This is a genomic window from Pacificibacter marinus (assembly GCF_900109555.1).
Taxonomy (GTDB): Bacteria; Pseudomonadota; Alphaproteobacteria; order Rhodobacterales; family Rhodobacteraceae; genus Celeribacter; species Celeribacter marinus_C.
This window is the reverse complement of record NZ_FNZV01000013.1, coordinates 12603-36570: the sequence shown is the minus strand read 5'-3', so window position 1 is coordinate 36570 and position 23968 is coordinate 12603. Positions and strand designations below refer to the sequence as shown.

General features: G+C 52.5%; 19 protein-coding genes. 5 read left to right on the top strand and 14 right to left on the bottom strand.

Going from position 1 to position 23968, the window contains the following annotated elements:
* The first annotated feature begins 117 nt into the window (after positions 1–117).
* Both putA and BM025_RS15045 read left to right on the top strand, forming a co-directional pair.
* Positions 118–3606 carry a bifunctional proline dehydrogenase/L-glutamate gamma-semialdehyde dehydrogenase PutA gene (gene putA / locus BM025_RS15050; protein WP_085850359.1) on the top strand — a complete coding sequence of 1163 codons (3489 nt, stop codon included), beginning with the start codon at positions 118–120 and terminating at the stop codon, positions 3604–3606.
* A 145-nt stretch (positions 3607–3751) separates the two neighbouring features.
* A complete protein-coding gene (locus BM025_RS15045; protein ID WP_085850358.1) occupies positions 3752–3964 on the top strand; it encodes a hypothetical protein in 213 nt (70 codons plus the stop codon).
* A gap of 78 nt (positions 3965–4042) precedes the next feature.
* Here BM025_RS15045 and BM025_RS15040 read toward each other — a convergent pair whose 3' ends face one another.
* The 14 genes from BM025_RS15040 to dctP all read right to left on the bottom strand — a co-directional run bounded on the left by BM025_RS15040 (position 4043) and on the right by dctP (position 19430).
* Positions 4043–4966: a LysR family transcriptional regulator gene (locus BM025_RS15040; protein ID WP_085850357.1), complete on the bottom strand. Its 924-nt coding sequence runs from the start codon at positions 4964–4966 to the stop codon at positions 4043–4045.
* 27 nt (positions 4967–4993) lie between these two features.
* Entirely contained in the window at positions 4994–6025 is a 1032-nt protein-coding gene (locus BM025_RS15035) for an ABC transporter ATP-binding protein (protein ID WP_085850356.1), read from the bottom strand.
* Positions 6022–7014 (bottom strand): ABC transporter ATP-binding protein, encoded by a 993-nt coding sequence (locus tag BM025_RS15030; RefSeq protein ID WP_085850355.1) that lies wholly within the window; start codon positions 7012–7014, stop codon positions 6022–6024. Before BM025_RS15030 ends, BM025_RS15035 begins: the two co-directional genes overlap by 4 nt.
* Positions 7015–7019: 5 nt before the next feature.
* On the bottom strand, positions 7020–7964 hold the full coding sequence (locus tag BM025_RS15025; protein ID WP_085850354.1) for an ABC transporter permease: 945 nt from the start codon (positions 7962–7964) through the stop codon (positions 7020–7022).
* Positions 7961–8941: an ABC transporter permease gene (locus BM025_RS15020; RefSeq protein WP_085850353.1), complete on the bottom strand. Its 981-nt coding sequence runs from the start codon at positions 8939–8941 to the stop codon at positions 7961–7963. The genes BM025_RS15025 and BM025_RS15020 overlap by 4 nt, the downstream gene beginning before the upstream one ends.
* 137 nt (positions 8942–9078) lie before the next feature.
* Positions 9079–10638 (bottom strand): ABC transporter substrate-binding protein, encoded by a 1560-nt coding sequence (locus BM025_RS15015; protein WP_085850352.1) that lies wholly within the window; start codon positions 10636–10638, stop codon positions 9079–9081.
* A 199-nt stretch (positions 10639–10837) separates the two neighbouring features.
* Positions 10838–12613, bottom strand: a complete 1776-nt coding sequence (locus BM025_RS15010; protein WP_085850351.1) for an SLC13 family permease — start codon at positions 12611–12613, stop codon at positions 10838–10840.
* A 163-nt stretch (positions 12614–12776) separates the two neighbouring features.
* A complete protein-coding gene (locus BM025_RS15005; RefSeq protein ID WP_085850350.1) occupies positions 12777–13598 on the bottom strand; it encodes a DUF6635 family protein in 822 nt (273 codons plus the stop codon).
* 153 nt (positions 13599–13751) lie between these two features.
* Positions 13752–14528, bottom strand: coding sequence for a MetQ/NlpA family ABC transporter substrate-binding protein (locus tag BM025_RS15000; RefSeq protein ID WP_085850349.1), 777 nt, complete (start codon positions 14526–14528; stop codon positions 13752–13754).
* A gap of 38 nt (positions 14529–14566) precedes the next feature.
* A complete protein-coding gene (locus BM025_RS14995) occupies positions 14567–15241 on the bottom strand; it encodes a methionine ABC transporter permease (RefSeq protein WP_085850348.1) in 675 nt (224 codons plus the stop codon).
* Positions 15231–16292: a methionine ABC transporter ATP-binding protein gene (locus tag BM025_RS14990; RefSeq protein ID WP_085850347.1), complete on the bottom strand. Its 1062-nt coding sequence runs from the start codon at positions 16290–16292 to the stop codon at positions 15231–15233. Before BM025_RS14990 ends, BM025_RS14995 begins: the two co-directional genes overlap by 11 nt.
* A 150-nt stretch (positions 16293–16442) precedes the next feature.
* Positions 16443–17738: a TRAP transporter large permease gene (locus BM025_RS14985; RefSeq protein ID WP_085850346.1), complete on the bottom strand. Its 1296-nt coding sequence runs from the start codon at positions 17736–17738 to the stop codon at positions 16443–16445.
* Positions 17735–18343 carry a TRAP transporter small permease gene (locus BM025_RS14980; RefSeq protein ID WP_085850345.1) on the bottom strand — a complete coding sequence of 203 codons (609 nt, stop codon included), beginning with the start codon at positions 18341–18343 and terminating at the stop codon, positions 17735–17737. Before BM025_RS14980 ends, BM025_RS14985 begins: the two co-directional genes overlap by 4 nt.
* 91 nt (positions 18344–18434) lie before the next feature.
* Positions 18435–19430 (bottom strand): TRAP transporter substrate-binding protein DctP, encoded by a 996-nt coding sequence (gene dctP, locus BM025_RS14975; RefSeq protein WP_085850344.1) that lies wholly within the window; start codon positions 19428–19430, stop codon positions 18435–18437.
* A gap of 230 nt (positions 19431–19660) precedes the next feature.
* Here dctP and BM025_RS14970 point away from each other — a divergent pair, with 230 nt between their 5' ends.
* The 3 genes from BM025_RS14970 to BM025_RS14960 all read left to right on the top strand — a co-directional run bounded on the left by BM025_RS14970 (position 19661) and on the right by BM025_RS14960 (position 23939).
* Positions 19661–21319, top strand: coding sequence for an FGGY-family carbohydrate kinase (locus BM025_RS14970; RefSeq protein WP_085850343.1), 1659 nt, complete (start codon positions 19661–19663; stop codon positions 21317–21319).
* Complete coding sequence (locus BM025_RS14965; RefSeq protein WP_085850342.1) at positions 21320–22921, top strand: fucose isomerase; 1602 nt, start codon at positions 21320–21322, stop codon at positions 22919–22921.
* Between the two features lie 118 nt (positions 22922–23039).
* Complete coding sequence (locus BM025_RS14960) at positions 23040–23939, top strand: dihydrodipicolinate synthase family protein (RefSeq protein WP_085850440.1); 900 nt, start codon at positions 23040–23042, stop codon at positions 23937–23939.
* Positions 23940–23968: the final 29 nt, after the last annotated feature.

The window sequence follows — 23968 nt, the reverse complement described above, 5'->3', positions numbered from 1 at the left end:
CCACCAAACTTAAATATTTCAGCACGATTGACCTGTATATTACACAAAATAAACCAGACCGAATACATAAAATGAAATATTATAGGAAATCAGACCACTCACCCTTGGAATCGCAACATGTTCACACCTTCTCCCTTTTTGCCTTTGCCCCTCGCCCTTTGCGACGGAAAGTATCGCCCTGAACAACATGTGTTGGGTGATTTGATCGCGCAAGCGGACTTGCCCGCACAACAGCGCCAGCAGATTTCAGCCACGGCTGCCGATCTGATCCGCCGCATTCGACGCGAAGATTCCCCCTCTTTGATGGAACACTTTCTGGCTGAGTACGGCCTGTCCACACGCGAAGGCGTGGCGTTGATGTGCTTGGCCGAAGCCATGCTGCGAGTGCCAGATCGCGAGACAATCGATGACCTAATCGAAGACAAAATCGCCCCCTCTGATTGGGGCAAGCATTTGGGTGGAGCGTCATCATCGATGGTGAATGCGTCCACATGGGCCTTGATGCTGACAGGGCGCGTTTTGGACGACAAAAAACCCGGGATCGCGGGCACATTGCGTGGTGCCATCAAACGTTTGGGCGAACCTGTCATTCGCACCGCTGTCAGCCGCGCGATGAAAGAAATGGGCCGGCAATTTGTTTTGGGAGAAACCATCGACAAAGCGCTTGGGCGTGCCAAAGACCTTGAGAAAAAAGGCTACACCTACAGCTATGACATGCTGGGTGAGGCCGCGATGACCGCTGCAGATGCCAAGCGCTATGCGCAGTCATACCAAAACGCGATGCACACAATCGCTTCGGCCTGTACCAAAGGATCTGTGCAAGCCAATCCGGGTATCTCGGTGAAACTGTCCGCATTGCACCCCCGTTATGACGTCGCCAATGAAGCGCGCGTCATGCAAGAATTGGTGCCAGTTGTGCAAGGCCTTGCGCGTCAAGCGCGGGCCGCAGACATGGGGTTCAACATTGATGCCGAAGAACAAGATCGCTTGGTGCTGTCGCTCAAAGTGATCCGTGCTGTTTTGCAAGACCCTGAGCTTGCGGGATGGGATGGGTTTGGTGTGGTCGTGCAAGCCTATGGGCGCCGCGCTGGACCTGTCATTGACTGGCTGTATGAGGCCGCGCAAACCCTAGATCGCAAGATCATGGTACGGTTGGTCAAAGGCGCGTATTGGGACACGGAAATGAAACATGCGCAGGTCGAAGGTCTGCAAGATTTCACTTTGTTCACGTCAAAAACCGCAACGGACGTCAGTTATATCGCCAATGCCAAAAAGCTGCTGGGCTACGGGGATCGTATCTATCCGCAATTTGCCACACACAACGCCCATACGGTCGCAGCCGTTTTGGAATTGGCTAAAGATATGGGCGGAAAAATAGGCTATGAATTCCAGCGCTTACACGGGATGGGCGAACGTCTGCACGATATCGTTTTGCGCGATAGTAAAACCCATTGTCGCATTTACGCACCGGTGGGCGCACACCAAGATTTGCTGGCATATCTGGTCCGTCGCCTGCTTGAAAACGGGGCGAACTCATCATTTGTGAACCAAATCGTTGACGAAGCTGTCAAGCCAGAGGAAATCGCCCGCGATCCATTTTCCAGCATTCAAACGGCCAAAGCTCCTGCAGGTCTGCTCGCACCTAACGAGATTTTTAGCCCGCAGCGCCGTAACTCTCGCGGGTTTGATTTGACCGATGAAAATACCTTGCTAGACATCGAAGCGGCACGAAACGCAGCACCGATCTGTCAGTCAACATCGCTTGTGTTTGGTCCAAAAGGTGGCACGCCCACTGAGATTAAAAACCCGACCACAGGCGAAACAATTGGCACCATTTTGAACACTGATTCATCTATGGTCTCAGCGGCAATCGAAACGGCAACCCCATGGGATGCCCCCGCAAGCGCACGCGCAGCCGTACTGCGCAAAGCGGCGGATCTGTTTGAATCAGCTTTCGGAGATTTCTTTGCTATCTTGGCACTTGAAGCAGGCAAAACACTGCCCGATGCCGTGGGCGAATTGCGCGAAGCTGTGGACTTTTTACGCTACTATGCAGACGAAGCCGAAGCACAAAACAACACGCAGCCGCTTGGAATTGTCACTGCAATTTCACCGTGGAACTTCCCACTGGCGATTTTCTCGGGCCAAGTCAGTGCAGCTTTGGCTGTCGGCAATGCCGTGTTGGCGAAACCTGCGGAACAAACCCCTATTGTGGCCGCGATGGCTGTTGATCTGTTGCACCAAGCGGGTGTGCCGCGCAGTGCCTTGCAGCTTGTAACCGGCTCTGGCGGCACGGTCGGCGCAGCTTTGACATCTGATCCACGCATCGGCGGTGTGGTCTTTACAGGATCAACGGACACCGCGCTAAAAATCCGGTCAAGCATGGCGCAAAACCTTGTCGCTGGAGCGCCGCTGATTGCCGAAACCGGTGGTTTGAATGCGATGATCGTCGACAGCACTGCTTTGCCAGAACAGGCCGCACGCGATATTGTGGCCTCTGCGTTTCAATCAGCAGGTCAACGATGCTCAGCCCTGCGGTGTTTGTACATCCAAGAAGACATCGCGCCAAATCTGATCAAAATGATCCAAGGGGCCATGGATGAATTGAGCCTTGGCGATCCTTGGGATTTATCCACGGATGTTGGCCCTGTGATTGATGCGGATGCCCAACGCCAAATCGCCCAATATATCGATGCGGCAGATGCAAAGGGGCAAGTGCTGCACCGTCTCAGTGTACCAGATGCCGTCACAGGCACGTATATTGCCCCAACACTCATCAAGGTCGAAAACATAGCGGCGCTGGAACGCGAAGTGTTTGGGCCTGTGCTGCACGTTGCGACGTTCAAAACAGACCAGATCAACACGGTAATTGGTGATATCAACGCGACGGGCTATGGGCTGACTTTTGGGTTGCACACACGGATCGATGGCCGTGTTCAAGCCATTTCAGATCGCATTCATGCAGGCAACATTTACGTAAACCGCAATCAAATCGGCGCCGTTGTTGGGTCTCAACCGTTTGGCGGCGAAGGGCTTTCTGGTACAGGGCCGAAAGCTGGCGGACCGCGTTATTTGTTGCGCATGTGTAAAAATGAAGCACAGACAACATCGCAAACATGGGTAGATGTCGCGAATGTCGACGCAGTGCAATCACAGATCAACGCAGCGACCAAAGCGATGTCTCATGACCCGCTTAAGACCCAAGTGATGGCAGGACCAACAGGTGAGACCAACACCCTCACCGCAAGTGCGCGCCCCCCTATTTTATGCCTTGGCCCAGGTGAGACAGCCGTGCAGCAACAGGTCAAAGCGGTAGAAGCACATGGCGGTGTAGCGGTGGCCGTCAACGGTACATTGCAACCTGACGCTCTGACTGCCCTCACTGGGTTTTCAGGGGTTCTGCACTGGGGGCAAAATGCGACAGCTTATGGCAAAGCTTTGGCCAAACGTAGTGGTCCGATTTTGCCTTTGATTACCACGCTGCCTGATGAGGCACATGTCTTGCTTGAGCGGCATTTGTGCGTCGACACGACTGCGGCTGGCGGTAATGCTGCCTTGATGTCTGGGGATGAACCAATTTTTGAGGGCGACATTTCTGAGATCTAAACTGGTCTTTGTGCGAAAAAGGGGACGTTTCGCCCTATGAATCGATATGCCTGCGCAGTAACATCGTAGGCATATCGATCATCTAGACGAACACTTCACTCTTTTATTTTTCCTGCTTTTGCAGTCGCTGAGGACGCATTCGACGATGAAACAAGTGCCCAAAGAAACAACCGACGACGCCCTGATCCGTGAATTTTTGGAAAAAGGTGGCAGCATCAGCAAGGGCAAAACCAAGCCCATGCCAAATGAGCTGCGGATCAGCAACAATGCTTGGAACACCAAGTTGACCAAAGAAGAAAAGGCGTCACAGACGGCGGCTGTTGCCCCTGGCCCTGCCAAAGGCACTATGAAAAAATAAGACCTGCATCGATTTGCACTGTGCGCCAGCATGCCACAACCGCACCTTTGTGCGGCTAAAAAGACATGCGTACCGGGCCTAGCTGAGACCGTCTTGGGTCAATGCCTGCATATTGTTCCACAGGCTGCGCAAAGTGGGTTTGTTGTTTTCTTTATCGCGATACAGGCGCACTTCGAGATGCGCGATATGACTGTCATCGCCTAAAATCATCATTCGCCCATCTGAAAGTTCGTCTTTGCACAGCTCGCGTGGCAGCCAGCCCATGCCAAAGCCTTCCATGATCATGGCTTTGACGGAAATGGCCAAAGCGCTGCGATTCACGGTCAACATTTTGCCACTGTCACTGGTTTTACGCAGCATGTGATCCACCACCGCGTGCAATGCAGAGGCGACACCATAAGACAGCAAAGATGCTGGCTTTTTATTGGCCTTGTCAAATTCATGCACAGGCACACCGTTGACCGCTTTTGACACCAAAACAAAGTCGTCTTTGGATAGCGTCAGGTATTCGCATTTGCCGAGTTCCAAAGGTGCCAGAAAATCCATCGACGGGTGCCAATAGGTCAAAATGACATCGCAGTACCGCTGTTGCAGCGCCGAGACGAATTGATCCGCATCCCAACTGGTGGAATTGAGATCAAGGTCAAGCCCGCCTTGCTGGACCAGAGGCGCGATATGGGTTTTGTAATGGGTCATATACAGCGATTGTGAGGTTGCAAACCGAATGACGTTCTCACCCGCTGCGCTGACAATTTGGCACCGATCTATCGTTTCGTAATAAGTGCGCAACATGATCCGCGATTGCGACAAAAACACGTCGCCCGCTGGGGTCAATGACAAGGGCAAGGTTTGGCGATTGATCAGCTTGACGCCCACACCCTCTTCGAGCGCACGAATGCGCCGCGAGAATGCAGGTTGACTGACATTGCGTTCTTCTGCCGCGCGCGAAAAGTTTTTCTGCGCGACCAAAGCCTCAAAGTCTTTGAGCCATTCAATGTCCATCTAGAGATTCCATTCCCGCCACTCAGATCAGCTTAACAGCCGATCCTCTTCAACGCCATGACAGGCCACCATCGACCCATCTGGCTGTGTCAGGGGGCGTGGTGTCTCGCTCATGCAGCGTGCATTGGCATGTGCGCAGCGGCTTTGAAAGGGGCACCCTTGCGGCAAGTTGATGGGCGTCGGGATTTCTCCTTTGAGCCGAATATGACTGGGCTTGTCGTCTTTAAGCTGCGGCACCGCTGACAAAAGTGCTTTTGTGTAGGGGTGCTTTGGATTTTCAAACAGCGTCGCAGTGTCGGACAATTCGCAGACCGAGCCAAGATATAGCACAGCAACACGGGTGCCAAAATGCTGCACCACGCTTAGGTCATGCGTAATGAACAAGTAGGTCAAGCCGCGCTGTTCTTTGGCCTCTAGCATCAGGTTCAACACCTGCGCTTGAATGGACACATCCAGCGCCGAAATAGGTTCATCTGCGATGATAAATTCGGGGTCCACGGTCAAAGCACGCGCGATGGCAATACGCTGGCGTTGCCCGCCCGAGAACTCGTGCGGATAGCGCCCCATCCATGACGGGTCGACGCCAACGGACTGCATCACATCGGCCACTTTCGCCTCAACATCGCCACGTGACAGCGCGCGATTGTGATAGCGCACAGGCTCTTCAAGCGCCTGTTTGATCGTCATACGCGGATTCAGCGAGGCATAGGGATTTTGAAAAATCATCTGCATCTTTTTGCGCATCGGCAAAAGGTCATGACGTGATTTATCATCAATACGCGTGCCTTCGTAATGGATTTCGCCAGAACTGGGCGTCAACAAACCCGCGATGAGCCGCGCGACTGTGGATTTGCCACACCCACTTTCGCCGACCACACACAGTGCTTCGCCGCGCGTGACCTGTAAAGATACACCATTGACAGCATGCACATCACGCTTTTCGCGCACAAATTTGCCACCACGAAATTTGAGTGTTTCCAAGAACCCTTGATCAAGTTCAAACCGTTTTTCAAGCTTACGCAATTCCAACAGGGGCGTTTCATTGGCAGACATCGTCATGCGGATTGCCCCTCTTGCTGCGGTGCGTGTAGGCGATTTACTTCGTGGCAGGCGACCTCAACATGGGCATGGCGCACGATTTCGGGCGGGGTGCTGCGACAAACATCTGTCGCAAAGGCGCAGCGCGGCTCAAAAGGACAACCTTTGGGCACAGCCGTCAAAGATGGCATTGATCCTGGAATTTGCTTCAAGCGCTGGCCCGGTGCGGTTTGTTGCGGCAAGGCGTTGATCAGCCCTTGTGTGTAGGGGTGCTGCGGATCGTTGATAATTTCGCGCGTGCTGCCCGCTTCGATGATGCGCCCTGCATACATAACCAACGTGCGGTCGGTCATCTGGCTAACCACACCAAGGTCATGGGTGATCAAAATTAGCCCCACTTTGGCGGATTGGCACAGCTCCAAAAGCAGTTCCATAATGTCGGCTTGGATCGTCACATCCAAAGCTGTGGTGGGCTCGTCTGCGATGATCAATTCGGGGTCCAACAGCAAAACAATAGCAATCACGATACGTTGACGCATCCCCCCTGACAACTCGTGGGGATATTGCATCAAGCGCTCTTCTGGCGACGGGATATAGACCTGACGCAGCTTCATGATAGCGATTTGTTCTGCTTCAGCTTTGCTCAGTCTGCGGTGCGCTTTGAGTGTCTCGACCATTTGCTGACCGATGGTCAAAACAGGGTTGAGCGTCACCATTGGATCTTGGAAAATCATTGCCATGCGATTGCCACGAATGTTGCGCATTTTAGCATCTGGCAGGTTCACGATGTCTTGGCCTTGGAACTGAATAGTGCCGTCAGCGATATAGCCGGGGCTGCTGAGCAAGTTCATCAAGGAAAACCCCGTTATGGATTTCCCTGCGCCGGATTCCCCAACAATGCCAAGGCGTTCGCCTCTGGCAAGATCGAAAGACACTTGATTAAGGGCGGTCACATTGCCATCGCGCATGGCGAATTTGACGGTCAGGTCACGAACGGACAAAAGGGACATAACAATTATCCTTTGTGAAGTTTGGGGTTTAGCACGTCACGCAGCCAATCACCCAACAGATTTATAACAAGCACAAGCACGACCAAAACGACGCCCGGAATGGCGGTGATCCACCAACTGCCTGAAAAGATATAGTCGAACCCTGAGGAAATGAGGGACCCGAGCGAAGGTTGGCTGGGCGGCATTCCAAGCCCCAAGAACGACAATGACGCCTCTGAAATGATTGCATTGGCGACTTGCACAGTGGAAATCACAAAGATGGGCGACAAAGAATTTGGCAAAATGTGACGCACCATAATGCGCAGCGGCCCAAAGCCAAGCACGCGCGCACTATCCACATATTCCTTTTTCTTTTCGGCCAAAACTGTGGCCCGCACGGTGCGCGCATATTGCGGCCACTCAGACACGCCAATCACGGCAATCAAGAAATAGATCGCATAGCGGCTGAACAGTTCAGAGCCAAACATCGCCTGCGCCACGGCTAAGAAAATGATAGCCACCATCAAGGTTGAAAACGACAATTGAATATCGGCCAAGCGCATCAAAAGACTGTCTAGGCGACCGCCCACATACCCAGAAATCAACCCGATGCTGATCCCTATCACCGCCTGCAAAGTGACCGCGCACAAGCCGATCATCAAAGACAAACGCGTGCCGTACAGAATGGTTGACCAAAGATCCCGCCCTTGGTCGTCAGTGCCAAACAAGAATTGCGGGTCAGCGCCATCGATCCAAACCGGTGGATATTCACTGTTCATGATATCGATTTGCGCCGGATCATACGGATCAAACGGTGCAATCAACGGGGCCAAAAGCGCCATAATAGTGATGCAGACAAAGATGCACATCGACACAACCGCGACAGGATTACTGCGAAAGCTGTAGCCGATTTTGGATTTTTTGATGCGCGACCAGCGTGAGGGTTCGGGGATCGTGTTCAGGATGCTCATGCGCCCAACCTTGCAAGTTTTACGGTTGGATTGACCAATCCGTAGATCAAATCGACGACGGTGTTGGTGACCACGAAAATAAAACCAACAACGATGAGATAAGCGACGATCAACGGCGTATCGACACGGTTCACGGCCTCAAGAAACATGAACCCCATACCCGGCCACTGAAACACAGTTTCGGTCAAAATGGTGTAGGCAACCATCGTGCCAATCTGCACCCCACCCACTGTAATGACGGGCAACAACGTGTTTTTTAGCGCGTGAACAAAATAGATGCGCCATGGTCGAATGCCTTTGGCGCGGGCGTATTTCACATACTCGCTTTGCAGCACTTCCATCATCTCAGCGCGGATCAAGCGCACGAACAACGGCAACATGATCGACGCCAACGCGAAAGAGGGCATGATGATGTGGCGCAACCCGTCCACATTGGCAAAATTGGTATCCCAATCGCCAAACACATGCACAACATCGCCGCGCCCGAAGGAAGGCAACCATCCGTAACCGACAGAAAAAACATAGATCATCAAGATGGCTGTTAAAAAAACTGGAATGGAAATGCCGATAATCGACGCTCCCATGATAAACTTACTTAAGATCGCGTTGGGGCGGATGGCGGTCATAACGCCCAGCGGCACAGAGAGGCAAACGATGATCAAGGTCGCACCAAACACCAACTCAAGCGTGGCGGGTAGTTTTTTCAAGATCACATCCAAAGCCGGCTCTTTGAAAAAGTAGCTGGTGCCCAGATCGCCATGCAACGCATTGCCCAAAAACCGTGTGTATTGCTTGGTAAAACTATCGTTTAGACCCAACTCTTCGCGCAATTCTTGGCGCACTTCTTCGGTCACGGATTGGCCTACCAATTCACGCAAAGGGTCCCCTAGGTTGTCTTGAATGGCAAAGCCGATCAGCGAGATGACGAACATCACTCCGATGGCTTGAAAGATACGTTTTACGAGGTATGCGAGCATAGGGTCCAACCTGTTTCGACTGTTTTTAATACCCCTTTCTTGCGAGCAAACCGCACTAAGGGGGCACAAAGAAAAATCGATAGGGAACCTTGGGCGCTTACAAAACAAAGCGCCCAAGGAAGTTATGTCAGGGATGATTATTCAGAAACGACAAGATCACCAAAGTATGGGAAATCCATAGCGTTCAGGATCGGTGCAGCATCAACACCACTACGCGCGCCCCATGCAAGGTTCTGCCAATGCAGCGGAATGAATGCCGCTTCTTCGTACAAAATGCCTTCGAGCTTTTGCAACATGGCTGCACGTTTGGCAGGGTCAACTTCTGTATTTGAAGCCAGCATCAAAGCGTCTGCTTCAGGGTTACAGTAGTTGCCAGAGTTGTATTGACCATTGCCAGTCGCGTCATCAGGACACGCAGTCAAGAACTGGTGGAAGTTCGCACTGTCTTCCGTGTCAGCGTGCCAGCCGATCATCATCATGTCTGCAGCGCGCTCGTCAAATTTGGGCCAGTATTGCGCTTTTGGCATAGTTTGCAGATCGACTTTGATGTTGATTTTAGACAGCATAGACGCAACAGCCTGAGCGATTTTGTCGTCATTCACGTAGCGGTTGTTTGGTGCCATCATGGTGATTTCAAAACCGTCAGCATAGCCAGCGTCAGCCATCAAAGATTTCGCCATCTCAACGTCAAAACGAGGAGTCAAAGCCGCGTCATGACCAAGGTATCCAGCAGGGCTTGCCTGTGCGCCGACAGTACCAAATCCGCGCATGATGCGGTCCACGATACCAGCGTTGTTCACAGCGTAATCGATCGCTTTGCGCACGCGCGCGTCTTTGAATGCTTCAACACGCTCTTGGTTCATTTGGAATGTGATGATCCGTGTGCCAGCCATCGTGATCAAATCTGTACCTTCGCTTTCATCAACGCGAGCCAAGTCAGTTGGCGGCACAGGGGCGATGAAATCAACGTCACCCGCCAAAAGGGCAGCAACGCGTGTTGGATCTTCTTTGATGGGGGTCAAAACGATCTGATCAACGTTGCCTTTGGATGCTGTGTCCCAGTAGCCATCGAAACGATCGAACACGACTTTCACGCCTTGTTCGCGCTCGGACACAACATAAGGGCCCGTGCCGGATACGTTGCGTGATGCAAAGCTGTCACCATGTTTGACCAGTTCAGCTTTGTCTTTTCCGTCGTCAGTTGTGCCTGTGTAAAAGGCGCTGTCCATTGGGAAAATATATGTCGCTGTGTGCAAAACCAATGGGTATGGTTCGGATGTAATCAGATCAAATGTGTAGTCATCAATGACTTTCACATCTGTGAAAACACTAAAGACACCTTTGAAATCGGGGCTTTCTTTCAAGCGATCAAAGGTCCAATCCACATCCGCAGCCGTCAGTGCATTACCGGAATGGAATGTCACGCCATCGCGCATGTGAAAGCGTGTTGTTGTGGGGTCGATTTGTTCCCAGCTCTCGGCCAACCGTGGCTCGAATTGGAAATCTGGCGTCCAGCGCACAAGTGGATCGAACACCATATGTGACAACTGAAGCGTGCCACCGGAAAGCTGTTCATGTGGATCAAGTGAAACGGGATCGGCATCGTAAGCAACTTTTACCGAAATATCGGCATGGGCTGCTGCGCCAAGCGCGACCGTCATCGCACTGGCCGCAGCAATGCGGATAAATGTATTCATGTCATGTCCTTCTCTGTCGGATGTCAGGTATTTTCTCCTGAATTCCGTGAGCTTAGGACGGGGCCGGCACAAACTACCAATGCCAATTACAAATAGGCTATGCAAATCACGTATAAGCCCCGCCGCAGTCGGGTAATTCACAATGGCCAGCAAGATATTCTGGGTTCGGGCACCGTCGATCTCCTGATCTCTAATGACTTTACAGCGGCCAAACCAAAAGGATGGCAGGCACAGCAACGATGACGACGATCACCTCAAGCAAAAGCCCCATTTTCCAATAATCGCCAAATCGATAGCCGCCTGGTCCTAGGATAATGGTGTTGTTCTTATGCCCGATCGGGGTCAAAAATGCACAGGACGCAGCAACAGCAACAGTCATCAGCCAAGCATCTGGATTGGTGCCCGTCGCCGCAGCCATCCCAATCGCAATCGGAGCCGCGATCAAGGTTGTGGCAACGTTGTTGAGAAAGTCTGACAATGTCATCGTCACAATCATCAGCGCAAGCAAAGAAACCCACGCAGGATAGCCATCGGTAATAGACAAAATTTGCGTGGCGATCAGTTCAGCCCCACCAGAATGCGCGAAAGCTTCGGCAAGGGGAATAAGGCTCGCCAAAAGCACAATCACCTTCCATTCGATAGAGTCGTAGACTTCGCGGCCAGACACCAACCCCACTGCGATCAATGCGATCACCGCAGCAGAAAGCGCCACTGGCAGTGAGATCCAGCCCACCACAGCGGCGCCGATGGCAGCCAAGAATATCCCAATCGACAGGCTTGCTTTTGACCGCTGAACAACGGGCGTCTCGCGCCCTTCTAGAGGAAGCACCCCTAAAAATGATGCAGCTGCCGCATTGCGATCTGCGTCCCCAAGCAACAAAAGCACGTCACCGGGTTTGATGGTCAAAAGCCGCACCCGATCTGTGAAGCGTTGTCCATTTCGCGACACGCCAAGCAAAGTGACCGAATGCTGGTACAGCAATTTTAGCCCGCGCGCCGTGCGCCCTGCGATCCGCGCGCCCTCAGGAACGATGGCTTCGGTCAGTGTCAAACCACCAGATGTGACACCGCCTGCGTGTTTCTCATGTCCTGAGAATTCCAACGCAGCTTGGCCCATAAAGGCTTCAATAGATTTGGGTTCACCTTCGACGACAATGAAATCACCCGCTTTTATATCTTGTTTCGCTGCAAACCCACGCAGTCGTTTTCCACGCCGAACAAGCCCCAAGATATGAACATCGTGATCATCAGCCAAAGGATAAAGATCAGAAACCGTTGCCGTGCTTTCTGTTGCTTTCTCACTGACGCGCAGCTCGGCAATATAGCGGCCCTCAGAAAACGCAGAGCCTTGCTCCAATGCGCCTTCGCGTTTGGGCAGCAATCGCCACCCCACCAAAGACACATAAGCAATACCCACCACAGCAACCGTGAAACCAACGGGGGCAAAGTCGAACATGCCAAAGGGCGTGCCCAAAACATCTTGGCGGTAAGCGGCGATAACGATGTTGGGCGGTGTCCCGATCAACGTGATCATCCCGCCAAGGATTGTGGCAAAAGACAGAGGCATCAACGACAGGCTCACCCCGCGTTTTGCTTTTGTGGCCGTGTCTATATCCAAAGGCATCAACAGCGCCAAAGCAGCGACATTGTTGATCACCGCCGACAATCCTGCCCCGACAACAGCCATCACCGCGATATGTAATGGCAAAGGTCGCTCTGAATCTAACAAGCGTGCAGCAAGCTTTTCAATCGCGCCAGACCCAACGAGACCGCGAGAGATGATCAGTACCAAAGCGATGATCGCAACTGCGGAATGGCCGAAGCCTGAAAATACATCCTCTGCGGGCACCAGTCCTAAAATGGCGGCCAAAACCAACGCACCGAATGCGACAAGATCATATCGAATACGCCCCCAAACAAGCAAAACGAACAGGACGGCGAAAATTCCGATAATCAGGCTTTGATCAGATGGCATGGGGGATCGTTTCTTTTTTGAATTAGCTGATGGTAGCTATAACACCCTCTTAAAAGAATTGTGAATTTTGTGTACCCCCGACACCGGCCTCTGCCTCGTTTGATTTAGGCTTGGGCATCCTCTTTCCAATTGGTCAGATGCATCTTGATCACGGCATCGCAGTTTAAGACCGGAAAAACCGCACAAGGCTCATACCCGCATCTGTCAAATCTGCAAGGCGCGAAAGAATGTGTTCGGGGGCCAGACCTGATGCGTCTTCTTCAACCTTGGCGATCTTATCAAGCAAGCGCATCAAACGCCGTCTATGAATACCAAGAAATGCTTGGATCGGATCAGCGATGACACCCGCAAAGGTCGTCACGATTGAGGCCACCATGGCCAGAGCCACACCGATCATCACGACAAAACCAATGGACATAGAAACGGGAAAAAACCCATACCAAAGCCCGCCCAGGCGCGCCCCAAGCGGGAAATCAGCGACTGCATTGGCATGCGCGACGAACCCAGATACCTTTGGGGCCAGCGAGACAACACCTGGCGTGGCGGTTCCAAAGATCATCAATCCCGCCAGTAACACAAACACCGACGTGGTGATTTCGGCGACAGCCGCACGCACGCTGGTGTATTGCTGAATCAACGCACGGCTGCGCTGACTTAAAACGGCATCCTCCAAAAGAACTGTGGCGATGCTCGTTTCAATCGCTTGACCGACAGACGTTTTCAAAAACACGTGTTGGGATTTCAACCAGTTGCTTACACGCGAAAGTCCGATAAGACGCGCAAATCCCCCTGCCAATCCGAACACCAAAAAGACAGGCGCCAAGGCCACATTAATTGGGGCACGCAACACATCCCAACCAAGTGCGGCACGGTGCAAATGCAAAGATGCGACAAAGTGAAAGTGACTGCGCACAAAGGCGTCAACCTTATCTTGCACGGCTTGAGCATGCACAGCCTTGGTGGCCTGTGGTGACGTGCGTTTCATGAAATCTGTCCTTTGAGCGGTGCTTAGATTATCTATGAACTAGGACACCTATATGAAACCTCTCAACTGCACTTAGCTTAAAAAAGGCCCGCCCAACAGATGTCAGACGGGCCAAAACTTAGCGATGAGACACGTGATTTATCTCTCAGATATTTACCAAGATGTGATGACAGAGCCGGCGAAATTGTCTTCGACGAACGCTTTAACTTCATCTGAGTGATACGCTTCAACGAGTGTTTTAACCCACTCTTGGTCTTCGTCACCTTTGCGCACAACGATGACGTTCACATAAGGGCCATCCGCTTTTTCCATCGCAATGGAATCTTCTTTTGTGTTCAGGCCCGCAGCGTTTGCGTAGTTGGTATTGATGACCGCGATGTCCGCATCTGCCAAAGTACGTGGCAATTGCGCGGCGTCGAGTTCAAGGAATTTCAAGCCCTTAGGGTTGTCTACGACATCCAACGGGCTTGGAAGTAAACCTGCGCTTTCATCCAAAGTGAGCAGGCCCAAATCTTGCAACAACAACAGCGCGCGGCCGCCATTGGTTGGATCGTTCGGGATCGCAACTTTTGCGCCTTTTTCTAGCTCGGATACATCCCCGACTTTGTCTGAATACACACCCATTGGGGTGGTGATGGTCGTGCCAACAACAACCAATTCAAACCCACGGTCTTTCACTTGGTTGTCCAAATATGGCGTGTGTTGAAACGAGTTCGCTTCGATGTCGCCATCAGCCAAAGCTGTGTTTGGGATCACATAGTCAGAGAATTCGGCAATATCGATATCAAGCCCCATGGGCGCCGCGATTTTGGCGACTTCTTCCATGATTTGAGCGTGCACGCCGGGGGTTACACCGACTTTGATTTCGTCAGCCATAAGAGCCGTTGCAGCAAGTGCAAGAACGGACGTGAGAGTTGTAAGGCGTAACATTTTATATTCCTGATTGATACGAAACAGAGTGAGAGGGCTTATTGCCCGCGCCCCTTAGGGGCCCGTTTGTCGACCTTGGCGGCGATCCATTCACCGATGGATTGCACAAGCTGAACGAGGACAATGAGAATAATAACCACCACAGCCATGACATCTGGCATGAACCGCTGATAGCCGTAACGAATACCAAGATCGCCTAAGCCTTCGCCCCCCACAGCGCCAACCATAGCAGAATAACCGATAAGACTGACAGCAGCGAGCGTAAGACCAAGAGTGATCGAAGGAAGCGCTTCGGGGATAAGAACTTTGCGAATGATTTGCAGCGGCGTGGCCCCCATGGCCCGCGCCGCCTCGATCAATCCGCTATCGACTTCACGAATGGCGTTTTCAATCAGGCGCGCGATAAAGGGCACCGCAGCGATGGTCAGCGGTACAATGGCAGCCGTTGTGCCAATCGACGTGCCCGCAATCATACGCGTGAAGGGGATAATCGCGACAACAAGAATGATAAACGGCACAGAGCGTGCAGCATTGACCACCAGCCCCAGCACCCGATTGACCAAAGGCCGCGACAAAAGTTCGCCCCGTTGGGACGTCGCCAAGAACACCCCCAATGGCAAACCAAAAGCAGCGCCAAGCACGGCAGAAACCGCAACCATGTAAAGCGTCTGCCACGTTGCTTCCATAAGTAAGCCGATCAAATTAGCTGACATAGCCAAGCACCTCCGTCAAAAGTCCGTGCTGTTCAAGATAGGCACGCGCGTCCACGCCTTTATCCGCGTCCAAAGAAATCAACAAATTGCCAAATGGCTGTGTGCCAATTTCTTCCACAGCGCCCGCTAGAATATTGACCTCAATGCCCAAATCGCGGGTCAACAGCGCCAGCATTGGGTCCGTCGCGTGCATGCCCGCAAAGGTCACGCGCAAGACTTCTTTAGCGGCCCCTTTGGGGCGAGTCTCAAGCATTCGGCCCTTGATGAACGCTGGGAGCGTCACACCGGTCACTCCAGATAGAAAAGAGCGCGTTGTTGGGTGCTGCGGCGCAGTGAACACATCATAAGTTTTGCCCGCCTCAACAATTTTACCACCTTCGATCACCGCCACGTGGCTGGCGATATCGCGCACCACGGCCATCTCGTGGGTGATCAAAAGAATAGTCAAACCAAGATCGCGATTGATGTCTTTCAACAGCGTCAGCACAGTTTGCGTGGTTTCGGGGTCAAGCGCAGAGGTCGCCTCATCAGACAGCAAAACCTTGGGTTCTGTGGCCAAAGCACGGGCAATGCCAACGCGCTGTTTTTGCCCACCAGACAGTTCCGCCGGATAGTTGTTGCTTTGCGCGTTCAGGCCAACACGGTCGATCAAATCTGCCACCCGCGCTTTGATTTGTGCTGCAGGCACGCCAGCGACCTCAAGCGGCAAAGCAATGTTGCCCGCGACAGTACGCGACGACAAAAGGTTAAAATGCTGAAAGATCATGCCAACGTCACGACGAATGCCGCGCAAAGCAGCGCCTTGAGCGGCCCCGACATCCTGCCCGCCAACCAAAACTTGCCCAGACGTAGGCCGTTCCAAACCGTTGACCATCCGCAACATCGTAGACTTGCCTGCACCTGAGCGACCAATGATGCCAGTAATCGCGCCAGAATCGACCGTTAAAGATGCATCGGACACAGCCGAAACTTGTTTGCCGTCTGGTTTGTTAAATGCCTTTCCAACCGCTTGAAAAACGATGGAGGCGCCTTGCGGTTTTCCGTCTGACATAGTGCTGCGATCCGGCAAATTAGAGCTTGATTTCAGCGCTAGGTAGATAGAGTTCGACCCAAAAGTTCAAGAGCCATTTGACGTGATGATGACAACCTGCGCAAAGGTGCGCCAACGCGCAGCGCTTTGCATATTGCCAGACATCATGCGCTAGCCCGCGTACCCAAACATGCGAGGCAAAGTCAGAACCAGACCAGGCCACAGCACCATACACAGCAACGCCAATAGCAGCACACCCAAGAATGGCCAAATTTCATGGATGATCTCGGCCAGAGGAATGCGCGTGACGGCGGTGATCACAAACAGCAAAATACCATAAGGCGGTGTGATCAGGCCAATCATGCAATTGACGATCGCCACCACGCCAAAGTGGACCAAATCAATCCCCAATTCGCGGCAGGTCGGAATGAACAACGGGATGATCACCAAGATGATCGTGGTCGCATCCAGCAGACACCCCAGCAACAGCAGCAAGAGGTTAATCCCAAGCAAAAACACCAACGGATCCATATCGAGCCCGACCAAATGCTTGGCCATGATACTTGGGATATTCTCAGATGCCACGATGTAATTGAGGATCAAAGCTCCGCCAATCACCAGCCCAATCGCAGCTGAGGATCGCGCACTTTCAACCAAAATCTGGTACATCGCCTTGACCGACAGGGCACGATAGAAAACTCCGGCCAGAACCAATGCATAAAATGCGGCCACAGCGGCGGCTTCGGTCGGTGTGGTGACGCCGCCATATATCCCATACAGCAAGATTGCGGGCATCAACAAAGCTGGGAAAGCATCAAATGTGCGCTTGGGCAATTGGGCCAAAGGAACAGGTTCTTCCAAAGCAAACCCACGGCGCTTTGACAGCCACATGTTCATCGCCATCAACACCGCGCCCATAAATAGACCCGGTACGATGCCACCCAAAAACAAGTATCCAATCGAGGTGTTTGACACGAGCGCATACAAAACCATCGGAATGGATGGTGGAATAATAGGCCCAATCGTGGCCGAAGCAGCGGTGATCGCGGCAGCATATCCGCGCGTATATTGACCGCTTTTGGTCATCATTTCGATAATGATTTTGCCAATCCCGGCAGCATCCGCGACGGCAGACCCAGACATGCCCGAGAAAATCAGAGATGCGACAACATTGACGTGCCCCAACCCACCGCGAAACCGCCCGACCAGTGCGACACAAAAGCCAAGCAATCGGTCACTTATGGTGCCAGCGTTCATGATATTCGCGGCCACAATAAACAGCGGAACGGCTAGCAAGATATAACTTTGATACAGCCCATCCATCAAAACTTTGCCAGCAATACCAATACCCTGCCCCACAGCAAATAAGTACAGCAACGCAGCAACCAAAATAGCGTAAGCAATTGGCGCACCGATTCCGGCAAGAGCAATAATTGCCACGAGGCAGAGTAAAAATTCTAAAGTCATTTTGAGGTCAGATCCATTGCTTGGCTGGTCAATTCTGTGTCGTCGTCGCTTAAATCGATTGGTCCCGTGATAGAGGGGTCATCAACACCATAGCGAATGGCGCGATACGCCAGCCATGCAAATCTAAGCGGTACAGCCACTAGGAAAAACGCGTACACAATATAAATGTCGCGCATACGCACCCAATCCCCAAATAGGGCCGACAGCGTCGCAGTTTTCTTAAGTCTTAGCACATGAAATTTGGACCACGTCGGCTCTAATGACGCCAAAAGCCCAAAGGCAATCGCCAAACAAAACGTGACAAAAAAGATCCGCCGCACATTTGGGGGAACAGAGAGATATAAAATATCAAAGGTCACATGATCTGTTTGACGGACGATAAATGCATTGCCCCAAAAGACGAGCCACACCCATAAAAACAGACAGAATTCCAACGTCCAACCATAACGCGATGGCTCAATGATTGGGAACATTTCTGCCAGCCATGGCAATTGCGCCGTGTAGCGAATGAAAATCTGCAAAAGAAACGTCAAGAACATCACGGCAATCATCGCCGCAGCAACGGCGTGAGTGAAATGTGCGAACAACTTGGGGATACGGTTCATCGTTGTGGCTCCAACGGGTGCGCCATGGCGCGGTAGATGTCAGGGGCAGGGAGAAATCCCTTGCCCCTTCTAAAGTCAACTTAAACGAAGCTTAGTTGCCCAGTGCGTTGATGTCAGCCAACACGCCCTCGGGCCAAGAGGCCGCGAAATCTGTGCCGACATACTGTTCTTGAACGTGACTGCGGAATGCAGCCAAATCTGGCTCGTAAATGTCCAAACCTTTTTCAGTCAAAAAGGCGACCAAATCGTCTTCTTTCGCCAGTTGAGCTTGGCGGGCCACTTCTGCTGCGGCATCTGCTGCGGCTTGAAGTGTGGCTTGTTGATCAGCTGAAAGCCCATCCCAAGTGGATTTGGACAGAGCGATATAGTTGAGATCAACCAGATGCGATGTCAGCGCGATTTGTTTGGTCACTTCGTAGAATTTAGCGTCAACAACAGTGGGCAGTGGGTTGTCTTGACCATCAACAGAACCCGTTTGAAGCGCTGTGTAGACTTCGGTGAATGCCATTGGTGTTGGATTTGCGCCCAGCGCTTTGCCAAGGAACTGCCACGCATCCGTACCTGGCATCCGCAAATTTACGCCCGCCAAATCCGCAGGTGTGGTGACTGTCAGCTCATCTTTAGACTGACGCAAGTTCACGTGACGACGACCCAAGTACATGACGGACAGCAATTTGACGTCCAGCTCAGATTCGACAGTGTTTTTAAAGCTATCCATCAAAGGTGCATTGAAGACTGCGACCTGATGCGCGGCATCTTGATGAACATAACCCGTGGCAAAGATAGAAAACTCGGGGAAAAACTGCGCCAATTCTTGCGCTGACGTGATGGACATTTCCAAATCGCCAGATGCGATGGATTCCAGTTCAGCCCCCTGTGCGATCAAGGACGAATTGTAATGTGGCTCATACGTTGCGAAATCAGCAATCGCAGGGCCAAACACCTCTGCCAACGCAATAGAGCGCTGATCTGTTTCAGACGCTGGCGTCGAAAGGCGCAAGGTCACTTTGTCGTCAGCCGCGAATGCTGTGCTTGCCAGCAAGGCCGCCGTCAGGACGCCAAAGGCGCGCCGGGTTGTTTTCATCATCACTGAAGTTCCTCCACTTATGTGTTCTTAAGACTGCGCACAATGCTTTCAGTCGCTTGAATGTCCTCTCATCCGAGTAACGCATCACGCCCATGTCAGGCTTAGTATTTCATAGACCGTGCAGCAAAGCGATGCACATCGATAGCCAAACACTGACAAACTTATTGCCTACTGTCAAGGTAACATGTTAGGTAACATGTTAGAGATATTGACAATTAGGGCGGACCGCAATGACGCAACCATTATTCCTTGGAATCGATGTGGGAACAGGCAGCGCACGCACTGGCGCATTCGATCAACACGGCACACTGATCGCGAGCCATTCTGTAGCAATCGAAACATTCCACCCGAAACCGGATTTTGTCGAACAATCCTCATCTAACATATGGTCCGCTATTTGCGAGGCAACCAAAGCTGTCATGAGCGCAGGTAACATCACACCAAATCAGGTCAAAGGCATCGGCTTTGATGCGACCTGTTCTCTGGTTGTGATGGATAGTGATTTACAGCCGGTGTCCGTCAACCCCTCAGGGCAAAACGAGCGTAACATCATCGTCTGGATGGATCACCGCGCCATTGATCAGGCAGCGCGCATTGATGCACAAGCGCACCCCATTTTGCAGTTTACAGGCAGCACTATATCACCAGAAATGGAAGTGCCGAAACTGTTGTGGCTGAAAGAAAACATGCCCGATGCTTTTGCCCAGGCGGCGCATTTCTTTGATCTGCCCGATTGGCTGGTCCACCGCGCGACAGGCAGCAAAGTCAGATCCTTGTGTAGCGCCACATGCAAATGGACCTATCAGGGCAAAAATGGTTGCGAAGGCCAAGGTTGGGATGATGGTTTCTTTAACTCCATCGGCCTTGGAAGCCTGCTGGAAAACAATGCTGGCAAAATTGGCAATCAATTCGCAGCCCCTGGCGCCGCTATTGATGCAGGTCTGACAAAAGCCGCTGCGGCAGAATTGGGATTACTGCAAGGCACACCAGTTGCAGCGAGCATGATTGACGCCTATGCGGGTGCTTTGGGCACGCTGGGCATTGCGTCAGTCGACACCAATCAATCCGACAATAGCGCACGTTTAGCATTGATCAGCGGCACCTCAGCCTGCCACATTGCAGTCACCCAAGAGCCCACTTTTGTCTCTGGTGTATGGGGACCATATTTTTCAGTCATGGGCACGCAGCAATGGGTTAATGAAGCTGGCCAATCCATGGCTGGTGCGTTGATTGATCGCGTGTTGGATGGACATTCCGCCACCGCAGATTTGCGTTTGCAAGCCAAAACCACAGACAAGACCATCTATGATCTTTTAGAAGACGTATTGATCGAGCAAGCAGGTGGAGCCACGGACACACACGCGTTGACGCGGCACGTACATGTACAACCCGATTTTCACGGCAATCGAGCGCCGCTGGCGGATCCGTCGCGCAAAGGTGCAATCACGGGTCTATCCAAAGAATGCGGCACGCTTGATCTGGCTCTGCAATATCTAGCAACGATCCAAGCGTTGGCCTACGGCACGCGGCAAATCATTGATGCGATGAACGACAAGGGTGCTAACATTGATACAATCGTTGTCAGCGGCGGCCTTGCGCGCAATGCGTTGTATTTACGTGAACATGCCGATGCGACTGGGCTGAAAATCTTGCAACCTGCCACACAGGAACCTGTGCTGTTGGGCAGCGCCATGTTGGGGGCCACAGCTGCGGGGCAGTTCACCACGCTACAAGATGCCATGCGCGACATGAGCGGCCCCGCCGCCACGATTACCCCGCGCAGTGATGGTGTTCAGCGTTATCACGATGCCAAATATGCCGTCTTTTTAAAAATGCAGGCGGATTTTGCCGCGTATCGCACACTCATGACTTCAGCAGGAGATACTTAAATGAACACCCCAGAAATCCTCTTGTTCGCCAGTGGCGATCTGCGTGAAAGCGCCAATAAAATCTGCTGGCCTGCGCAAGCTGAGTTGGAAAAATCTCTGACCAAAGCGGTAGAAGCGCGGGGTCGCACTTTGCGCCGTGCGCACCCGTATAATGCAGAGTCCGAGCATGGTTTTTTATCATCGCAGCGCGCGGGCATGAATGCCTTTGCAGGGATCGATCCCGATGCCCCAGTGATTGTGTCCGAAGCGGTCTGGCAATACTCTCACCATGTTTTGCCCGGCTTAATGCACCATCGCGGACCGATTTTGACCGTGGCCAATTGGTCTGGCCAGTGGCCTGGTTTGGTCGGCATGTTAAACCTGAACGGATCGTTGACAAAAGCTGGCGTGCCGTATTCAACGCTGTGGAGCGAAAACTTTGACGACGCGTTCTTTTTGGACAAACTCGATGAATGGCTTGCCACAGGCACAGTCACCCATGACACATCGCATGTGCGAGAGTTCGATCCGGCAACAGCTGCGGCGCAAAGCAAATTGGCAAAAGACATCGCCACAGATATTCGCCGTAACAAAGTGATCTTGGGCGTTTTCGACGAAGGGTGCATGGGCATGTACAACGCGATTGTGCCCGATGCTTTGATGGCACCTTTGGGGATGTTCAAAGAACGCCTCTCCCAATCAACGCTTTATTATGAAACCACCCAAGTCACGGATGCTGAGGCTGAAACCGTTTTGGCGTGGCTTGAAAATACTGGCATGACATTCCATTTCGGCAACGATCCAGCCACGGAACTGACCCGCGCGCAGGTGTTGGACCAATGCCGCATGTATATTGCAGCGTGCCGCCTAGCCCAAGATTTCGACTGCGAAGCGATTGGCATTCAGTACCAACAAGGGCTCAAAGATTTACTGCCAGCGTCCGATTTGGTCGAAGGCATGCTGAACAATGACGACCGCCCTGATGCGCCGTCCCGCTCGGGTGTTCCAATCCGTTCGGGTCAGGCCATTGTGCATTTCAATGAAGTCGATGAATGCGCTGGTATTGATGGCATTTTGACGAACCGCGTGCACCGCGCGCTTGGTCAACCTGTGGAAACCACGCTGCATGACATTCGCTGGGGCGATATGGATCGCAGCGGCACAGTGGATGACTTTGTTTGGGTATTTGAAATATCTGGTGCGACCCCGCCAGCACACCACATCGACGGATGGCGCGGCACTGAAAGTCTGCGCCAACCTGAAATGTATTTCAAACTTGGTGGCGGTACATTGAAAGGCACCGCCAAACCTGGCGACATCGTGTGGTCGCGGCTGTTCGTCGATGGAGATGTGTTGCGCATGGATATTGGATTGGGGTCCGTCGTGGCGCTGCCCGACGCCGAAACCGAACGTCGCAGTCAGGCCACAACGCCACAATGGCCGATCATGCATGCGGTTTTGCACGGCGTGGACCGCGATCAATTGATGGCCCGCCACAAAGCCAACCACATTCAAGTTGCCTACGCCAACACCCCGCAAGACGCACGCGATGCAGCCCTGACCAAAGCGGCACTTGCTGCTGAATTGGGCATCCTTGTATCGTGGTGTGGCACCCCGCTTTGACGCCTTTTGCATAGATCAAGCCAGCCTGTCACGGGCTGTGCTTTTGCCAATTTATTTTCACATGTCACGCCGCAAATCACGCGGCAACGCCAACCCCATCGCTATAGAAAGCATTTACATGTCTCAGCCATCCACAAACACTTCCAGTATCTTTGGTTTGTCAGCCGCTATGGTCACGCCGTTTGATAAAGACGGCAATGTCGACCTTATGAAAACCGTTCAGCACGCGAAAACCATGCTGGCCAATGGCTGCGATGGCGTCACATTGTTTGGCACCACCAGCGAAGGGTACGGGATTAGTCTTTCAGATCGTCGTGCGATGATGACAGAAGTTGCCAAAGCTTTGCCTGACACCGCACGCATCCATGCGGGCGTCATCGCGTCTGGCATTGACGATGCCGCGGCACTGGCCTGCGCAGCTTATGAAGACGGTGCCTGTGGTCTTTTGTTGGCGCCACCGTTTTTTATGAAAGGCATCTGCGATGACGGGCTGTTCAATTGGTTCAGCGCCGTTTTCGACAAAATTGGCACGCCTTTGAAAGATGTGATCTTGTACCACATCCCCGGTCAAACTGCCGTGCCGATTTCGGTGTCTTTGGTGTCCCGCATCCGCGCCGCATATCCTGGCATTGTCACAGGCATCAAAGATAGCTCAGGCGATTGGGGCTCGACCGAAGCGTATTTGGCAGCGCACGGTGATATCGCAATTTTGGTTGGCGACGAGCGCCAATTGCCACGTGCTATGGCGCATGGAGCCCAAGGATCGATCTGCGGCACAGCCAACTTTATGCCAAGCCTGTTGCGCGATATCATCCATGGTGGCAGCGATGGGGCAGCCGTGACCAAAATCGTTGAAATGGTCGTATCTCGCCCGATCATTCCAGCGGTCAAAGTTCTCACTGCGCACGTCAATGGCGATGCATCTTTTGTAGCACCACGCCCGCCGTTGATACCTTTACCTGACGCAGATGCTTTGGTTTTGATCGAAGCGTTTGATGCAGTGATGGCTTCTGCATAACAATACGACCACAGCTTTCTGACCACGCG